General features: G+C 44.0%; 15 protein-coding genes. 10 read left to right on the plus strand and 5 right to left on the minus strand.

Translation table 11 applies throughout. From position 1 onward, the window contains the following. Window positions 1-292 precede the first annotated feature (292 nt). The 4 genes from ACM0OS_RS04720 (at window position 293) to rpsL (ending at window position 4,293) form a co-directional block, all read left to right on the plus strand. Window positions 293-2,296 carry a phosphodiester glycosidase family protein gene (locus ACM0OS_RS04720; protein WP_414542007.1) on the plus strand — a complete coding sequence of 668 codons (2,004 nt, stop codon included), beginning with the start codon at window positions 293-295 and terminating at the stop codon, window positions 2,294-2,296. A gap of 396 nt (window positions 2,297-2,692) precedes the next feature. Next, on the plus strand, window positions 2,693-3,112 hold the full coding sequence (locus ACM0OS_RS04725) for a phosphomannose isomerase type II C-terminal cupin domain (RefSeq protein ID WP_414542051.1): 420 nt from the start codon (window positions 2,693-2,695) through the stop codon (window positions 3,110-3,112). A 359-nt stretch (window positions 3,113-3,471) separates the two neighbouring features. Continuing rightward, window positions 3,472-3,807 (plus strand): HesB/IscA family protein, encoded by a 336-nt coding sequence (locus ACM0OS_RS04730; protein WP_414542008.1) that lies wholly within the window; start codon window positions 3,472-3,474, stop codon window positions 3,805-3,807. A gap of 102 nt (window positions 3,808-3,909) precedes the next feature. Continuing rightward, complete coding sequence (rpsL, locus tag ACM0OS_RS04735) at window positions 3,910-4,293, plus strand: 30S ribosomal protein S12 (RefSeq protein ID WP_414542009.1); 384 nt, start codon at window positions 3,910-3,912, stop codon at window positions 4,291-4,293. Between the two features lie 31 nt (window positions 4,294-4,324). Here rpsL and ACM0OS_RS04740 read toward each other — a convergent pair whose 3' ends face one another. Next, window positions 4,325-4,465 (minus strand): hypothetical protein, encoded by a 141-nt coding sequence (locus ACM0OS_RS04740; protein WP_414542010.1) that lies wholly within the window; start codon window positions 4,463-4,465, stop codon window positions 4,325-4,327. A gap of 198 nt (window positions 4,466-4,663) precedes the next feature. On the opposite strand from ACM0OS_RS04740, the gene rpsG reads away from it, so the two are divergent. The 5 genes from rpsG to ACM0OS_RS04765 all read left to right on the plus strand — a co-directional run bounded on the left by rpsG (window position 4,664) and on the right by ACM0OS_RS04765 (window position 9,979). Beyond that, window positions 4,664-5,134 carry a 30S ribosomal protein S7 gene (rpsG, locus tag ACM0OS_RS04745; RefSeq protein ID WP_414542011.1) on the plus strand — a complete coding sequence of 157 codons (471 nt, stop codon included), beginning with the start codon at window positions 4,664-4,666 and terminating at the stop codon, window positions 5,132-5,134. A gap of 140 nt (window positions 5,135-5,274) precedes the next feature. Beyond that, window positions 5,275-7,353 (plus strand): elongation factor G, encoded by a 2,079-nt coding sequence (gene fusA, locus ACM0OS_RS04750; protein ID WP_414542012.1) that lies wholly within the window; start codon window positions 5,275-5,277, stop codon window positions 7,351-7,353. A 22-nt stretch (window positions 7,354-7,375) separates the two neighbouring features. Next, window positions 7,376-8,605 carry an elongation factor Tu gene (gene tuf, locus ACM0OS_RS04755; RefSeq protein WP_414542013.1) on the plus strand — a complete coding sequence of 410 codons (1,230 nt, stop codon included), beginning with the start codon at window positions 7,376-7,378 and terminating at the stop codon, window positions 8,603-8,605. Between the two features lie 163 nt (window positions 8,606-8,768). Beyond that, the gene (gene rpsJ / locus ACM0OS_RS04760) at window positions 8,769-9,086 is read left to right on the plus strand and encodes a 30S ribosomal protein S10 (protein ID WP_010998474.1); all 318 of its coding nucleotides are present in this window, start codon (window positions 8,769-8,771) and stop codon (window positions 9,084-9,086) included. 245 nt (window positions 9,087-9,331) lie between these two features. Further along, a complete protein-coding gene (locus ACM0OS_RS04765; protein WP_414542014.1) occupies window positions 9,332-9,979 on the plus strand; it encodes an LON peptidase substrate-binding domain-containing protein in 648 nt (215 codons plus the stop codon). Window positions 9,980-10,061: 82 nt separating this feature from the next. Here ACM0OS_RS04765 and pheA read toward each other — a convergent pair whose 3' ends face one another. Further along, window positions 10,062-10,937: a prephenate dehydratase gene (gene pheA, locus ACM0OS_RS04770; RefSeq protein WP_414542015.1), complete on the minus strand. Its 876-nt coding sequence runs from the start codon at window positions 10,935-10,937 to the stop codon at window positions 10,062-10,064. Between the two features lie 143 nt (window positions 10,938-11,080). On the opposite strand from pheA, the gene ACM0OS_RS04775 reads away from it, so the two are divergent. Then, window positions 11,081-11,668 carry a DUF1997 domain-containing protein gene (locus ACM0OS_RS04775; protein ID WP_414542016.1) on the plus strand — a complete coding sequence of 196 codons (588 nt, stop codon included), beginning with the start codon at window positions 11,081-11,083 and terminating at the stop codon, window positions 11,666-11,668. Window positions 11,669-11,860: 192 nt separating this feature from the next. Here ACM0OS_RS04775 and ACM0OS_RS04780 read toward each other — a convergent pair whose 3' ends face one another. From ACM0OS_RS04780 to ACM0OS_RS04790, 3 genes are all read right to left on the minus strand, one after another. After that, on the minus strand, window positions 11,861-12,538 hold the full coding sequence (locus tag ACM0OS_RS04780; protein ID WP_414542017.1) for a ribonuclease HII: 678 nt from the start codon (window positions 12,536-12,538) through the stop codon (window positions 11,861-11,863). A 1-nt stretch (window position 12,539) separates the two neighbouring features. Next, complete coding sequence (locus ACM0OS_RS04785) at window positions 12,540-14,705, minus strand: Rne/Rng family ribonuclease (protein ID WP_414542018.1); 2,166 nt, start codon at window positions 14,703-14,705, stop codon at window positions 12,540-12,542. Window positions 14,706-15,560: 855 nt separating this feature from the next. After that, window positions 15,561-18,179, minus strand: coding sequence for a TIGR03960 family B12-binding radical SAM protein (locus ACM0OS_RS04790; RefSeq protein WP_414542019.1), 2,619 nt, complete (start codon window positions 18,177-18,179; stop codon window positions 15,561-15,563). Window positions 18,180-18,232 lie beyond the last annotated feature (53 nt).

The raw sequence follows: 18,232 nt of genomic DNA on the forward strand, positions 1-18,232 counted from the left end.
AGACCTCACTTGAGTAGCAACAGTAGCAACCATTGGTGAGGGTTTAATATTTTAAACCAGTTGTGATCACTAAAACTACTGTGCATAGTCTGACTGAAACTAGTGATAGTTAAAACATTTAGTGACAGTGGTTCTAGTGGGAAGATTATTTCTTGGATTTTACAAGAGATAGATAGCCAATATATACACTATCACGTTTTAGTCGAAATTAAATCCCTATTTTTTAAGATTTCCCCACAATTAGTTTTAGTTAGTTGCTTGGGTGATACTTATCCAAAGTACCGAATAAATCATGGTCAAAATGCCGCATCGCCGCCAACGAAAATACCGCAATAATATTGCCAGCCAGTCTCATCAAAGGTTGTTCTGGGCTGCTGTACTAACAGTTACTACGATTGTATTGTGCTTATCTACTACTGGGGCTATTAGTGCCAAGCAGCCCCCGACGCTAACCACAGTACCAGAATTAACTGCCCAGACCCCAGTACCTCCCGCATCTAGGGCATCAGCTGGTGGTAATCAAATTTCCCTCAACGGTCGTACTTTGGCAGGGGCTTGGTTACAGCAACCCGGAAGCAGTGGTCAAATAACAACTCATCTAAGTGACGGCGCTTTGAGGCAATTCATTGGCGTCAATTTTTTAAGTAGCAATAATCCAGATAGACAACCAGTAGAGTGGTTTTCATCGGTCACTCAGCCAACAGTTTTAACCACCAGACTGCAAGGAGGATATCGCTATTTAGACATTACTAATTTTGCTCAAACAGCAGGATGGCAGATCCAAGCCAATAGCAATACATTAGTGATTGCTACCCCAAAATCACAAATCAAAAATATTCGCCAGAGTCAGCAAAAAGCCACCACACCGAATACACCTTTCCAATCAGCACGCATCGTTTTAGATTTAGATCAACCAGTTCCTTGGTTAGTTTCACAAGGGTTACCCATAGCCAGACCTGTTGACCCGAAAAATCCCACCCCTCAAACTACTACACCACCCGATACAGAATGGGTAGTAGCCTTGGATGGTATAGCAGATCCGGCTTTGCTCCAACGCTATGCACCCCAACCCACATCACCACCAAATTTACTCAAACAATTACCGGTACCAACCGTTCCAAATTCACTAATTAGACAAATAGAAATAGTCAATAACCGCACAATCATCAGTTTAAGTGTGCCTTTTGGGATGTCGCCCCAGATCATCACCTTACCTGAACCCAATCGCCTAGTAATCGATCTGCGCCCCGATGCACTAGTGCAAAAAGATATTGCTTGGGCCCCAGGATTGCGCTGGCGGCAGCAGTTTGTCAATTTAGGCACAGATCGTTTCCCTGTGGTTTGGTTAGATGTAAATCCCCGACAAGTTGGGCTAACTTTAAAACCTATTGGTATAGATACTAATAACCAGACAGGAACTGCACCTTTAATGCAAATGGCGGCGCAATCCTCAGCTGTGGCGGCAATCAACGCTGGTTATTTCAATCGCAATAATCGATTACCATTAGGAGCAATACGTCGAGATAATCAATGGCTATCAGGGCCAATTCTCAATCGCGGAGCGATCGCCTGGGATAATTCTGGGCAATTTTACTTAAGTCGCCTCACCTTGCAAGAAACTTTAGTTACTCCTAATAACCAAAAATTACCCATTTTATTTCTCAACAGTGGCTATGTCCAAAGTGGGATTGCTCGTTATACCCCGACTTGGGGCCCTAGCTACACTCCTCTTACAGACAACGAAATTATTCTTGTTGTCCAAACAGACCGAGTTACTAATCAGTTACCAGGTGGCAAAGCCAATGAAACAGCCATTCCCATTCCCCGTGATGGCTACCTAGTAACTTTCCGCGCCAGTGCTGCTGCTTCTGCATCACAATTGCCCATCGGTACAGCAGTTAGCATTAGCAATAGTACTAATTCAGCTGAATTTAACCGTTATCCTCACATTATGGGAGCGGGGCCACTATTAATCCAAAATAATCAAATTGTGCTGAACGCCGAAAGTGAACAATTTAGTAAAGCCTTTATTAGACAAAGAGCCATTCGCAGTGCCATTTGCACCACAGCCAACAATTCTCTCATCATTGCTGCTGTGCATAACCGTGCTGGTGGTTTAGGTCCAACCTTAGCGGAACACGCCCAAATCATGAATCGTCTCGGCTGTGTGAATGCCTTAAATTTAGATGGTGGTAGTTCAACCAGTCTTTACCTGGGGGGACAACTCCTCGACCGTTCTCCGAATACCGCGGCTCGTGTTCACAACGGCATTGGGATTTTTCTACAACGTCTGTAATGAGAACTAGGTAAGGGGACTTCCAACTAAATAAATGTCCAATCACTGGGTAAGTAGGGGAGCCGCACTTCGGCTACGCTCAGTGGCAGGGAGCAGGGGGGAGAAAGACAACCTTGCATCCCAGTAAATTGGATAATTTAATTTCTGGAAGTCCCTAGCCTCTAGCCTCTAGGCCATAACCCCTTTTTAAAGTTAAGAAAAAGCTGCCATTTGTTGCATGAAGAATTAGTGTAGACACATAGTTTTAACAGTAATTCTTTAGACCCTAAAGTTTGATTTTGCTATGTTTAGCAAGGTGCAACAAAATTAAGATTTTCACGGTTGCAAAATTGCGCCAAATTTTCCATCAATGGTTAAGAGTAATGACGGTTTGTTATGTCTCCAAATGAGGTAACTATGGCTCAATATCAAGAATCTGCACAAGTTAACACTCTGCCCCTACCTGTGGCCATTGCGAATAAAAGTGTTGCCGCCACTGAATTGCGTCCTTGGGGTTCTTTTACCGTTTTGGAAGAAGGACGCGGATACAAAATTAAACGCATTGAAGTCAAGCCTGGACACCGCCTCAGTCTGCAAATGCATCATCACCGCAGTGAACACTGGATTGTTGTTTCTGGTACTGCTAGGGTTGTTTGTGGCGAACAAGAAGTGCTGTTGAGTAACAATGAATCGACTTATGTCCCTCAATGTACAGCCCATCGTTTAGAGAACCCTGGTGTGATTCCCTTAGTTTTGATTGAAGTGCAAAATGGCGAGTATTTAGGTGAAGATGATATTATTCGCTACCAAGATGACTATGCCCGTACTAAAAACTAAAACCGCAACAGGTGTATTGGGGTTTAATGGCCAAAATAGGGCTAAAAAAAGCTAATATACTGATTATTTTTGCAACCCGTCTGAAGTAAATATTATTAGCTTAATGTCCCTACCTCAATTTAGGTGGGGACTAACTTCTCAGTTAATGATATGCTTGATCAATCAATACCTTAAACTAGCAAAAAATCTCTTACTGTAGAATAGTGGGGAATTATAGGCAAAGCTCAAATCTGTTCTTTAAGAGAGCTTTAGCCTAGTCATAGGTAAATTATTGTGATTTACAGCCTATGGATGTTTATTCGATAGTTCACCCGTCTGTAATACTGAAAGATGGGGTTTAAATAGACAAAAATAATTCCATGATTCATTTGAGTCAAGCAGCCGTCAGTGAAATTGAGCGACTACAGTTAAAACATCAGCCAAATTCTTTGTTGAGATTAACAGTTAAATTAGGTGGCTGTTCGGGTTTATTTTATGATATGTCATTTGATGAAGATGTGAAAATTGATGATCGGGTTATGGAAGTTAACGGTATTAAAGTTATTATAGATACTGAAAGCTTTGATTATTTAAATGGGTTGGCATTAGATTATTCAGAAGATTTAATAGGTGGGGGATTTCGCTTTCACAACCCTCAGGCGATCGCTACCTGTAGTTGTGGTAATTCTTTCTCTACAACTGCCCCAACTTCGTAACTGAAAAAACAAAATTATCAGTTTGACATAAAAGCGAAAAAAAAGATATAATCAGGATTTGTTAAAACTTAGACCTCTAAGCAGCTTCACGCGCTGTAACTCATGCCAACAATACAGCAACTCATACGTAATGAACGCGAAGTAGCGCGTCAGAAAACCAAATCTCCCGCTCTGAAGCAATGCCCACAACGTCGGGGTGTTTGTACCAGAGTATACACAACTACTCCTAAAAAGCCTAACTCAGCTCTACGGAAAGTAGCAAGGGTAAGACTGACATCTGGATTTGAGGTCACAGCCTATATTCCAGGTATCGGCCACAACTTGCAAGAACATTCAGTAGTAATGATCCGTGGCGGTCGGGTAAAAGACCTACCAGGTGTGAGATATCACATTATCCGCGGCACCTTGGATACAGCCGGGGTTAAAGACCGCAAACAAGGACGTTCCAAGTATGGAACCAAGCGTCCAAAAGAAGCGAAAAAATAGGAAATAGGAGGTTAATCGTGTGCGATGGCGATTAAGCATTCTCCTGGGCAGCGTCGAGGAACATAAAACTAGCGGCGCTTGCTTTTTCCATAAATCTAGCTACACCCAGAAGCGGGTAAGTATAGACAATTTTTAGCAGCATTCTGTAAGCGTAGCTTGCCAACTTAGGCATCGCAGCGGTTGCATCTAAAAGATAAAAGTTTATGATGTTGTCGCCTTCTCTGGTTGTAGTAAAGAAAATTCATCGGTTATTCTCGCTGCAACTGTAGAGAAGAAAAAAAAGAAAGTTTGATCGGCGGCTTTTACTGCCCATATATCCAGTGTCTGATAGCATATAATTTCGTTGCCAATTCCGAATTAAAGGTGAAGTATGTCTCGTCGTGGTGTTATTCAAAGGCGTCCAGTTCCGCCTGATTCCGTATATAACAGTCGCCTGGTAAGCATGATAATCCGGCGGGTAATGCGTCATGGAAAAAAATCACTAGCTGCACGGCTAGTTTATGATGCTCTCAAAACTATTGAAGAACGCACTGGTGCTGCTCCTTTGGAAACCTTTGAAAGAGCAGTACGAAATGCCACACCTTTGGTAGAAGTAAAAGCTCGACGAGTTGGTGGAGCAACCTACCAAGTACCGATGGAAGTCCGCTCTGATCGCGGTACAACCTTAGCATTGCGCTGGTTAGTACAATTTTCTCGTTCTCGTCCCGGTCGTACAATGGCTAGTAAATTGGCCAATGAATTAATGGATGCTGCCAACGAAACCGGAAATGCGATTCGCAAGCGCGAAGAAACACATCGGATGGCAGAAGCTAACAAAGCGTTTGCCCACTATCGTTACTAAGAAAATGAGCGGTATATCGTGGATATCACAGCGATATATCGCGTACTTAGAAAAACGCAGACGGTTTTCCGTAAAAGTATAGAATCTTAACAAAGAGTAATATACAAGATATCATGAGGCAAAAACTATAGGAGGCTACTGTGGCACGTACGATCCCGCTAGAGAGAGTACGCAATATCGGTATTGCGGCGCATATAGATGCGGGCAAGACAACGACAACCGAGAGAATATTGTTTTACTCTGGCATAATTCATAAAATTGGCGAAGTTCATGAAGGAACTGCCGTCACCGACTGGATGGATCAAGAGCGTGAGCGGGGAATTACCATCACCGCAGCGGCAATCAGTACCAGTTGGAAAGATCATCAAATTAACATTATCGATACTCCAGGACACGTTGACTTCACAATCGAAGTAGAACGTTCCATGCGCGTGTTGGATGGTGTAATCGCAGTATTTTGTTCTGTGGGTGGCGTGCAACCGCAGTCCGAGACAGTGTGGCGACAAGCAGACCGCTACAAAGTGCCTCGCATAGCCTTCATCAACAAAATGGATCGTACAGGTGCGAACTTTTACCGAGTTCACGAACAAATGCGCGATCGCCTGCGGGCTAATGCCATTGCCATTCAACTGCCCATTGGTAGTGAAACTGAATTTACAGGAATCGTTGATTTAGTACGTCAGCGTGCCTATATTTACAACAACGACCAGGGAACAGATATCGAAGAAACCGATATCCCCGCCGACATGCAAGACAAGGCACAAGAATATCGCAGCAAGCTGATAGAGGCTGTAGCAGAAACAGATGACGTTCTGATGACTAAGTACTTCGAGGGAGAAGAACTTACAGAAGCAGAAATTCGTACTGCGCTACGTAAGGGTACAACAGCGGGAACCATTGTCCCAGTACTTTGTGGTTCAGCCTTTAAAAACAAAGGCGTGCAGTTGATGTTGGATGCAGTTGTAGATTACCTACCAGCACCAACTGAAGTGCCACCAATTCAAGGCCTACTGCCCAATGGCGAAACTGTGGAACGTCGGGCTGATGATAACGAACCTTTATCAGCACTAGCATTTAAGATTATGGCTGACCCTTATGGTCGCCTAACCTTCGTTCGCGTTTATTCTGGTGTGCTGAAAAAAGGTAGCTATGTCCTCAACGCTACCAAGAACAAAAAAGAGCGCATTTCCCGTCTGGTGATTTTGAAAGCAGACGAACGTATGGACGTGGACGAAATGCGGGCTGGCGATTTAGGAGCAGCATTAGGATTAAAAGATACCTTAACAGGTGACACTATCACTGATGAAGGATCACCAGTAATACTGGAATCCCTGTTCATTCCTGAGCCTGTGATCTCGGTGGCGGTTGAACCCAAAACCAAGAATGACATGGACAAGCTGTCCAAAGCGCTGCAATCTCTTTCAGAAGAAGATCCAACATTCCGTGTCCATGTTGATCCGGAAACGAATCAAACTGTGATTGCAGGGATGGGAGAACTACACCTGGAAATTCTGGTAGACCGGATGTTACGCGAATTTAAAGTGGAAGCTAATGTGGGTGCGCCACAGGTAGCTTACCGCGAAACGATTCGTAAACAAGTCTCCAAAATCGAAGGGAAATTCATCCGCCAAAGTGGTGGTAAAGGTCAATACGGTCACGTTGTGATCGATTTAGAGCCAGGTGAACCCGGTAGCGGTTTTGAATTTGTTTCCAAAATTGTTGGTGGTACTGTACCCAAAGAGTACATTGGCCCCGCAGAACAAGGAATGAAAGAAAGCTGCGAATCCGGTGTTTTAGCTGGATATCCATTGATTGACGTCAAAGCAACGTTGACTGATGGGTCATACCACGATGTAGACTCTTCAGAAATGGCTTTCAAAATTGCTGGCTCAATGGCAATGAAAGAAGCAGTGTTGAAAGCTTCACCTGTACTCTTAGAACCTATGATGAAAGTTGAGGTAGAAGTTCCCGAAAACTTCCTTGGGGATGTGATGGGCGACCTTAATTCCCGTCGTGGGCAAATTGAGGGTATGGGATCTGATGATGGTCTTGCCAAAGTAACTGCTAAAGTCCCATTGGCAGAAATGTTTGGCTACGCTACTGATATCCGTTCGAAGACCCAAGGTCGGGGTATCTTCTCAATGGAATTTAGCCACTACGAAGAAGTACCTCGTAACGTGGCTGAAGCAATCATAGCGAAAAGCAAAGGGAACGCTTAATTAAAAAAGGAAACGAGCATTCATGGCACGCGCAAAGTTTGAAAGGACTAAACCCCACGTTAATATCGGCACAGTTGGTCACGTTGATCATGGTAAAACCACTTTAACAGCAGCTATTACCATGACTTTGGCCGCTATGGGTCAAGCAACAGGTAAAGGCTACGACCAAATTGATAACGCCCCAGAAGAAAAGGCGCGGGGTATTACCATCAATACGGCTCACGTTGAGTATGAAACCGGCGAGCGGCACTATGCTCACGTAGATTGCCCAGGACACGCTGATTATGTAAAAAACATGATCACGGGTGCTGCCCAGATGGATGGTGGTATTCTCGTAGTTTCTGCTGCTGATGGTCCCATGCCCCAAACCCGTGAACATATCCTGCTAGCAAAGCAAGTAGGTGTTCCGAGTCTAGTTGTTTTCTTGAACAAAGAAGACATGGTAGACGACGCAGAACTACTAGAATTGGTGGAATTAGAAGTCCGGGAGCTATTATCTAGCTACGATTTTCCTGGTGACGACATTCCTATCGTTACAGGCTCCGGTCTCAAAGCACTGGAAGCAATGACTGCTAACCCCAAAACTAAACAGGGTGAAGATCCTTGGGTAGACAAAATCTACGCCCTCATGGAAGCAGTAGATTCTTACATTCCTACTCCAGATCGTGCTATAGATAAGCCCTTCTTGATGGCTGTGGAAGACGTTTTCTCCATCACAGGTCGGGGTACTGTTGCCACCGGTCGGATTGAGCGTGGTAAGGTCAAAGTCGGTGATAACGTTGAATTGGTGGGTATTAGAGATACTCGTAACACCACCGTAACTGGCATCGAGATGTTCAAGAAGAGTCTCGATGAAGGTATGGCTGGAGATAACGCTGGTGTACTCCTGCGCGGTATCCAAAAAGCCGACATTGAACGCGGTATGGTGCTAGCTAAACCAGGTTCGATTACTCCTCACACTCAATTTGAAGGTGAAGTGTACGTTCTGACCGATAAAGAAGGTGGTCGTAAAACTCCCTTTTTTGCTGGCTATCGTCCTCAGTTCTATGTGCGGACAACCGATGTAACTGGTACTATTAAGGCCTTTACTTCCGATGATGGTAGCGAAGCCGAAATGGTGATGCCAGGCGATCGCATCAAAATGACAGTAGAACTAATCAACGCGATCGCCATTGAGCAAGGAATGCGCTTCGCTATTCGTGAAGGTGGTCGCACCATTGGTGCTGGTGTCGTCTCCAAAATCATTAAATAGCACCTTTTGCCCCATAACAAAGGAGCAGAGATGATAAATTTCCTCTCTGCTTTTTTCTCGTCCCTGAAAAAGGTATTGAGTATTAGGGATTTGGCAAACACCAGTCCCTAATCCTTACTCCTAGTCCCCAGTTCCTAATTAATCAGAACCAGGAAAATTAAAAATGGCAACTCTACAGCAGCAGAAGATTAGAATTCGTTTACAGGCCTTTGACCGCCGCTTATTAGATACATCTTGCGAGAAGATTGTAGACACAGCTAACCGGACTAACGCTACAGCCATAGGTCCAATTCCCTTACCCACAAAACGCAAAATCTACTGTGTGCTGCGATCGCCTCACGTAGATAAAGATTCTCGAGAACATTTTGAAACCCGCACCCATCGCCGGATTATTGACATTTACCAGCCTTCTTCTAAAACTATTGATGCCTTAATGAAACTGGATTTACCCTCTGGTGTAGACATTGAAGTAAAACTGTAATTTAACCATTAGTTATTAATCAAATGTCTAGAGGCTAATTTGACGTCGCCTTTAAAGTTCCATTCTTTAAAAATCTCTGTACCTCCAGTGCAGAGAGTGTCAAAATACTATGAATATTTACCCAGCCCTGTGGAAATTTATCCCAGGGCTTTTTATTGCCTGAAAAACAAATGATAGAATGTATATAAAGTACGGGAAAAGCAGAAAATAAGAAATTTTAAAATTAAATTTATACCAAATTAACAATGACATCTTCTTCTAAAATTGCAGTTCGTGAACTACCTCTGTTCCCGTTACCTGAATTAGTCCTATTTCCTACTAGACCATTACCTCTACATATTTTTGAATTTCGCTACAGAATCATGATGAACACGATTTTGTCAAGCGATCGCAGGTTTGGAGTGTTAATGGTCGATCCAGTGGCAGGTACAATTGCAAACATTGGTTGTTGTGCAGAAATTATCCATTACCAAAGGTTGCCAGATGATCGCATGAAGATGTTAACCTTAGGCCAGCAAAGGTTTCGGGTTTTAGAATATGTTCGAGAAAAACCCTACCCTGTAGGCTTGGTGGAATGGATAGAAGACCAGCCACCATCCAAAGATTTGCGTCCTTTAGCTACTGAGGTCGAACAACTACTACGAGATGTGGTGCGTCTGTTGGGCAAATTAACCGAACGGAAGATGGAACTGCCTGAAGAATTGCCCGATTTGCCAACAGAGTTATCTTATTGGGTAGCGAGCAACATCGATACTATAGCCGCCGAGCAGCAAGCATTACTGGAGACTCAAGATACCGTACTTCGCCTGGAAAGAGAAGCCGAAATTTTGACTTCTACTCGCAATAATTTGGCAGCTCGTGCTGTTCTCAAAGACACTTTTAATAATTCGTAATAGCAGCCCAAGACAGGTTCAGCGTTAAGCGCAGTTATGCCCGCAAGGGCTTTGCGTAATTTTGTAATTAACAATTATTCAGTTAATCTCCAATGTTGATTGGCAGAACATGATAGCTACCGAAAATTTTCAAAATTTCTGTATACGTACTTAATTGTGCTAAGGCTGATTGCATTTGTGCTGACTTGACATCTGCTTCTAAGTCAATAAAAAATAAATATTCTCCTAGCGATCGCTTGGTTGGTCGAGATTCGATGCGGCTAAGGTTAATTCCTAGTTGAGCAAATACCTGTAACGGTTTCACCAGCGCTCCTGGCATATTAGCAGGTACACTGAAAGCCAGGGATGTGTGACTAGCACTTTCTGAGGACATCTGCTCAATCGCTTCTACCTCACTCTGACTAACCACCCAAAAGCGTGTACAGTTTTCTGGATAATCGTTAATCTTGCTGGCTAGTATGGGTAAATTATAAAGTTGCGCTGCTCTATGAGAAGCGATCGCAGCTGTTGTCCAATCTTGTTGAAGTCGCTCTAGAGCTTCAGTTGTAGAATTACTGGGAATTAGCTGTACCGTTGGCAAAAATTTCCCTAACCATCCTTGACACTGAGCTAAGGCTTGCGGATGAGAATAAACAGTTTGAATACTATCTAAACTGGTAGCACAGGAAATTAAGGCATGAGCGATAGGCATTACCAAAGCCAACTGAATTTGCAAACTATCCAATTGCCAAAGTGTATCCATTGTCATAGTGACACTACCTTCAATGGAATTTTCTACTGGCACAACAGCTAATTGGGTTTGTCCAGATCCCACCGCTTGGAGTGATTGGGCAATGCTGGGATAAGGATATAAGATAGCTGCAATTCCTGTTTGTTTAGCTAGCCAATTTGCATAAATAACGGATGCTTGTTCTGCATAAGTGCCAGGAGGGCCTAAATGGGCAATGGATAAAGTCATAATATCGAACTTGAGTTATCTGTTAAATATATAGACCATATTGGATGCCAACCAAGCTTTTAGCTGAATCATCCCTTAACAAGATAATAAAGTTAATAAATTCATTAATAATAGAAGTATTAAACAATTAATGCCTTTAATTCATGGCTACCAAGTTTATTGCCTTCCAGTCGGTGAAAATCGACGTTCCACAGCAGCCTATTCCTATTCAGCACTACTTGCGTCAGCCTCAACGTTTAGTTAATGCGTTAGTCGATAACAGCCGTATTCATCAAATTTCTGAGGAAGTATTTCGCTTAAAAATGCGTCCTCTAACTTTTATGTCATTGAGTATTCAGCCTACTGTAGATATGAGGGTCTGGGCTGAATCAAATGGGACGATTAATTTGCGATCGCTAAGTTGTGAAATCCTGGGATTTGAGTATATTAACCAGCGTTTTTCCCTTAACTTACAAGGCCATTTGTCTCCTTACCAATCAAAAAATGGTACTAGTCTGCAAGGAAGAGCCGATTTAGAGGTGCAGGTAGATTTCCCACCACCATTTTCTTTTACACCTAAACCAATTTTAGAAGCTACTGGTAATGGTTTGCTCAAGAGTGTACTGTTGACAGTTAAGCAACGTTTGCAACATCAACTGTTAACTGATTATCGTCACTGGGTCAAATCACAAATGCAAGAAAAAGCACTAGATGACGACAACACAGAATTGCCCATCTTGAATATGGAATAGTTTTTTCCCCATGTAAATTGGGTTGATTTGCGAAACCCAACAAATAAAACTTTTGTATATGTTAGGTTTCGCTTGGTTCATCCTCGATTCCGTATCTGTCCCTTTATCTTGGGCAATTGGTATTAATTAAACCAACTATAATTACTACAGCAGAAAACATACACTGCTGGCAACATACTGACATCTCAGTCATCAACATTGAATTTGACAAGGACGAAAGGACTGGCGATGCAGAGGTGACGGCCCATATTTTTGTAGTGCCACCAAATGCTTTTGGCTGCCATAGCCCTTGTTATCTTCTAAGTGATATAAGGGATACTTTGATGCTAGACGCATTACTAGGTCGTCGCGCCAAACTTTAGCAACAATACTAGCAGCTGCAATATTCAGCGATCGCTCGTCTCCCTTGACAATTGTTTGTTGTGGCACAAGTAAGTCTTTAATTGGCTGATTACCATCAACTAAACAGAGTACAGGCTGTACTTTCAGTTTCAGTACAGCCCGTTTCATGGCTAACAGCGTTGCCTGCAAAATATTCATTTGATCAATTTCAGCAGTTGCGGCAAAACCGATTTTCCAGTCTGTGGCCAATTCGCAAATTTGCTGTGCTAACCAAGTTCTGCGAGAACTAGACAGCTTTTTACTGTCTTTAATGTCAAATGCTATCAGTTTTGGTAAAGCACAAGCTGGCAATATTACCGCTGCCGCAACTACAGGACCAAATAGCGCACCCCGCCCAACTTCATCGATGCCCGCAACCAACCCTGGAATACTAGATAAACTGGAGGATAACTCCAACCAACTCTGTTTGCCAAGAAGTGCTGGGGAACCAATAACAGCAGCAGTTTGCTTTGTTTTACCATACGTCAAGTTAATTATCCTCTGGGTTAGACATGTCTGAGTCTAGTGCAGAGGAGCGACGGCGACGACGACGATTGCCAATAGATGTGTTATTCGCTTCAGTTTCCTCTGGATTTGGCAAGTTTGCCGGCGCAGGCTTGACTTCCACCTCCTTTGGTTCAGTTATTTCTCTCGTTTCTCTCAGTAAAGGTTTTTGTTCTAGATCGACTTGTGGTGTATTTACTTCCTCGCTGGCTCTTTCAACTGTAGTAGAGTTGAAAGTTGTTTCAGGTAATGTAGTTCCTTGTTGTCCAGGTTGAATGATGTTAATGATCACAGACTTGGGATTTTTAACTTCACTCTCTAACTTTACTAAAGGAGACACTCCCATCAAAGCGAAAACATCTTGTTCCTCTAGGGTCATTTCTACAGTTCTAATTTCCGGTGGTTCAACCACTGGTTTAACTGGCTCAACCTTGGTTATTTTAGTCCGCTCTGTCCTTTCAGACCAACCTGATTTACCTAGAGTCGGTGAGGGAATATCTGGTGTAGTTCCTAGTTCTGCTTCATTATCGAGGTCTAAGTCTGGCTCGTTGTCAAAATTTAGGGGATTAGGAGTTAGTCGTGGTATGACTTCGCCACGCAAGCTCTCATCTTTTCCATTCGCTCCATTGATACCAATGCGACTGCGACGGTTACGGGTACGACGCTTGCTATTGTCACCCATTTCTTGATAACTGGGATGATTGATTAAATCAAAAGCACCCACATCAGATTCACCATCAAATCCTATGGCTGATGGCTCCGACACATTACCGCGAACGCCACGCAAGCCATCGTTAAACGCATCATATGTTTCCCGTGGTTCTGTAATCCGAGCAGTACTCAGACGTGGCTCTTTGTGAGGTAGGGAGACAAAACGCTCTGGTACTTCTGCTGTTGTGGGTAATCGAGGTTCTATTTCTCCAGGCAGATGCACAATGTGGCCTAAACCACCACAGGTTGGGCATGTACTCCCGAACAATTCGTAAATATTTTGACCTTGACGTTTGCGTGTTAGTTCGACTAAACCCAGCTCTGTCAATTGAGCAATCTGGGGACGAGCTTTGTCTGCTTTGAGAGCTTTATTAAAATGCTCGAGAACTTGCAATTGGTCACGCCGTGATTCCATATCAATAAAATCAACGACAATTACCCCGGCAATATTTCGCAGACGCAACTGACGGGCAATTTCTGTTGCGGCTTCGCAATTTGTCCACAAAACTGTTTCTCTCGCTGTTGCCGATCGCGTGAAGGAACCAGAGTTAACATCAACTACTGTTAATGCCTCGGTTGGCTCTATGATAATGTACCCACCAGAAGGTAAATCTACTCTGGGTTTGAGTGCTTCCCGGATGGCGGCGCTGATGCGGAAATACTCTAAAATCGGCGAGCGATCGCGGTGATGGTCAATCAATAATCCCTGTGGTGTTTGACCTCCGCTCCAGTTCTGTAAATACTGTTTGACTCGCTTCAATCCGGTACTAGAATCCACGACAATCCGATTCACATCGGCACCGTACATATCCCTCAAGACACGTTGGATAAAGTCATCGTCTCGATTAAGTAATGCTGGCGCACGGGTGGAGTGAGCTTCCTGCTGAATGGCTTCCCATTGCTTTTGCAACATCTCCATGTCTTCCATGATCGCTTCTTCTGGTTTGCCTTCGGCTTCTGTCCGCACCAGCAAACCCATTCCCGCCGGTTTAATCAAAATAGCTAATGCCCGTAAGCGATTGCGCTCACTTTCACTTTTAATCCGCCGGGATAAATTTACACCTCTGCCATAGGGCATCAATACTACATAACGTCCGGGCGTGGTGATGTTGCCCGTGAGCCTTGGCCCTTTTGTGCCTGTAGGCTCTTTCATGACTTGCACCAATACTTTTTGTTGTGGTGCTAATAGTTCTGTAATTGCTGCTGCCGTGCGCTTGAGCCTCAATGGCCCCAAATCAGTTACATGAATAAACCCATTGCGCTCTGGATCTCCAATGTTCACAAATGCCGCATCTATCCCAGGTAATACATTTTCTACTACACCTAAATAGATATCACCTATTTGGTGATGTCCCGTAGCTACAACAAGTTCTTGTATTTGATCTTCGGAAAAGACGGCTGCAATTTGATGCTGCTCTGCGATAATAATTTGTTTTGGCATTCAATTTCCTCAAAAATTAGCAGCACCGACGAGAGCTATGGAGGATTGTTATGCCTCTCGCCCCTGCCAGCCCCACAAAGTGCTGCTGATAATAAAAATTGTGAAGCTAATTCCATTTTGGATTGGAGATTTTAGATTTTTGTGAAGCAGTGCGGTCATGGGGAGCCACTTCTGTTTTGGGGTTTCCCTAAGTAGAGGAGCCAGCCGCGTGGGCAGGTCTCCCGACTTGTAGACGCCCTCTGGGCGGCTTCCCGCAGGATGCGGACTGGCGTCAAGTGGCATGGTTTCCCCGATCAGCGACTGCTGAACCCGAAGAGATTGGGAGTCCCTTTGTGCATCTGGGTTCTGTAAATCCATCTGTCGCCATCATTTTTCAAATTGGTTTGAGCTTCAAAGTTAAAGAGCTATTGACTAGAGAATTGCGTTTACACGTCGATTATTCCAGAACGGTTGCATATTGTTTAAGCAAATAAATCAACCGTCCGTGGTTGATTTTTCATGCGATACCATCACCACCCAGGGATTAGGCATTCAGCAGTTGTTTTAAAAAGCATAGAGTTAGAGAAGCTGACGGAGCCTGTTTTTCTAGTAAGGGAACGGCACTGCCATAACCCTAATAGTTCACAAGAGAGAGAGTGTGAGTTCTTTAATCTGCCTCAGCTAATCTGGGATGCAATCCTAGAAGTTGCACTCTCATATCTTCGCTTTCGCTCCCTGATTACCAGGGTAGTGAACCAGTCCATTCAATGCAGCGCCAGAAAATTTCTCTTCATCTGATTCTAACGCAACCTTGCTAAAAATCAATTCCCATGATGTGCTGTAATGGGCAACTACTAGCAAGTTACCCTTCAGGGATTATACCCCTAAAACTAGCTGATTGCGGTGGATGTGCAGGAGTTGAAATTCTCCGCCTGCGACTATCTCTAGCATAGACAGGATTTGTTCAGGACGCAAGAGCGAACCATCATGACGACAACTGCCTAAATAACGCAGGACAACTGTGGACTCTGCTGTGCTGGTTGTAGCTTCACGCAATTCCAGTTCAAACAACCAGGAGCGCAGATTTACTAATTGACTCTTGCCTGACTTGGTTGTCTTCTCCCACAACAGTTCGTCTTGGGCGTTGATTGTATCAATCCAGTCTTGCCATTGTGCAGGTGTTACCTCCCTCGGTGTGGCTACGGTAATTAAATAGTCTGCTGCTTCCATTACTTGGTTAGCAGCTTTAGCTTTTAAATCGATCTGCACCACATTATATATAGGTATATCTATTGGCAGTTCGTTAGCTAATTTTTGCCGGAAACTCTCAATTTCTATTGGCTCTGTTAACTCAAAGTCAACAATTTCTCCACTACTAGTGGCTCCTAAAGCTAAGGCACTAGCCACAGCAATTCGGGGACTTGGGTGAAATCCCCCTGTGAAGGCAATTGGTAAGCTGGCTCTGCGAATCACTCGATCAAATAGCCGCATCAAATCTAGATGACTGACTAAAGCCATATTTCCTTGCTTGCCAAACCAGACACGTAGTCGTTGTATTTTGTTGGTATTTGGGACAAAATCGCCAGCAAATTCTGGGATAGCAGGCGGTTCAATAACGATATTGTGACCGAAATCGGTGCCACACACACCACAGTGGGAACAACCCTCAAAAGAGCAATCAGGTACTATTGCGGCTTCTAAGGCCCGCTGCAAGTCTTCTTTAAGCCACTTTTTGTCAATTCCCGTGTCAATATGTTCCCAAGGTAAGGGTGCATCGAGGGAGTGGGGTGACAAAGATCCTACTCCCTGATCTTCTAGATTCTCTGCATGAAACAAATTCCATTCGCCATTTTCCACTTGACGATATTTCCAATCTAGATCTGCTTCAGCGATCGCCTGACTCCAAGCCGCAAAAGCTTTATCTAAATTTTCATACCAGGAATCCATCCCTGCACCCAATTCCCAGGCCCGCAGTATGACTTGGCCTAAGGTGCGATCGCCTCTACCTACAAAGTCTTCCATTGCCGATATGCGGACATCGGTAAAATTCACCTTTACTCCTCGAATACGGCGAAATTCTTGGCGCAGCAGGTTCTGTTTGCGTCGGAACTCGGCGGTAGAAACTGAGTGCCACTGAAAAGGAGTATGGGGCTTGGGTGTAAAGTTAGAAATTGTCAAGTTAAAGTTGAGCGGTCTTCTGCCTTTACCCCGACATTCTCTTTGTAACCAACTGACTGTTTCGGCAATACCTACCACATCAACATCGGTTTCGCCTGGTAAGCCGATCATAAAATACAACTTGATTTTATCCCAGCCTTTTTCCCAAGCTGTTTTCACGCCTCGGAGTAATTCTTCGTTGGTTAAACCCTTATTCACAATATCCCGCATCCTTTGGGTGCCGGCTTCTGGAGCAAAGGTTAGCCCACCTTGCCGCATCCCTCCCAGGATATTGGCAATATTTTCGTCAAACCTATCAACTCTTTGACTGGGAAGAGTCAAGGAAATGTTTTCATTTCTGAGTCGATTTTTGATTTCCATCCCTACGGCTGGTAAGGATAAATAATCAGAACAACTCAGGGATAACAAGGAAAACTCATTGTAACCAGTCGCCCGCATTCCTTGTTCAATGGCTTCTACCACCTGATTGGGTTCTACATCCCTGGCTGGTCGCGTCAGCATTCCTGGTTGACAAAAGCGACAACCACGTGTACAACCGCGCCGAATTTCTAATGTCAGGCGGTCATGCACTGTCTCCACATAAGGCACTATCCCAATAGAATATGCTGGGATGGGCGTTGCGACCCGGCGCAAAATGCGCTTGGGTACATCTGGGTGTTGAGGATGAACTGAGCCATCCGGGGCCATGTCGTAAAACTGAGGAACATATACGCCTGGTATCTGTGCCAAATCCAGTAGCAAATCTTGCCGACATAATTGTGCTTGTTTGCCTTCTTCTAATACCAAACCTATTTCTGGTAGTAGTTCTTCTCCATCTCCCAAGGCGATAAAGTCGAAAAAGTCGGCATATGGTTCGGGATTTGACGTGGCTGTTTGTCCCCCAGCAAAAATCAAGGGATAATTCCCATCTGCTCTTGCTTGCCATGTGAGGGGGATTCCTGCCAAATCTAACATCTCTAAAATGTTAGTTGCTCCTAGTTCGTAACTGAGACTAAAACCCAAAATGTCGAATTCTAAGAGCGATCGCTTGGACTCTACAGCAAATAATGGGGTATTAGTTGCCCGGAGTTTCACTGCTAGGTCGGTACCTGGTAGATAAGAGCGATCGCATAATTGGCGCGGTTGGGCATTCAAGATGTTATAGAGGATGATATGCCCTAAGTTAGATGACCCAACTTCATATACTTCTGGGTAAGTTAATGCCCAGCGTATTGTGGCCGCATCCCAAGGTTTATGTACTGCCAAGCGTTCATTACCTAAGTAACGTGCTGGCTTCAAAATATCCGATGTGATTAAATTTTCAACTGCAACAGCCACTATGCTATCTTTTAGCTACCTTAATTACAGCTAATCACCTCCAACCTTAGCAT

The organism is Nostoc sp. CCY0012, from assembly GCF_963920855.1.
In the GTDB taxonomy this organism is placed as follows: domain Bacteria; phylum Cyanobacteriota; class Cyanobacteriia; order Cyanobacteriales; family Nostocaceae; genus Cyanocohniella.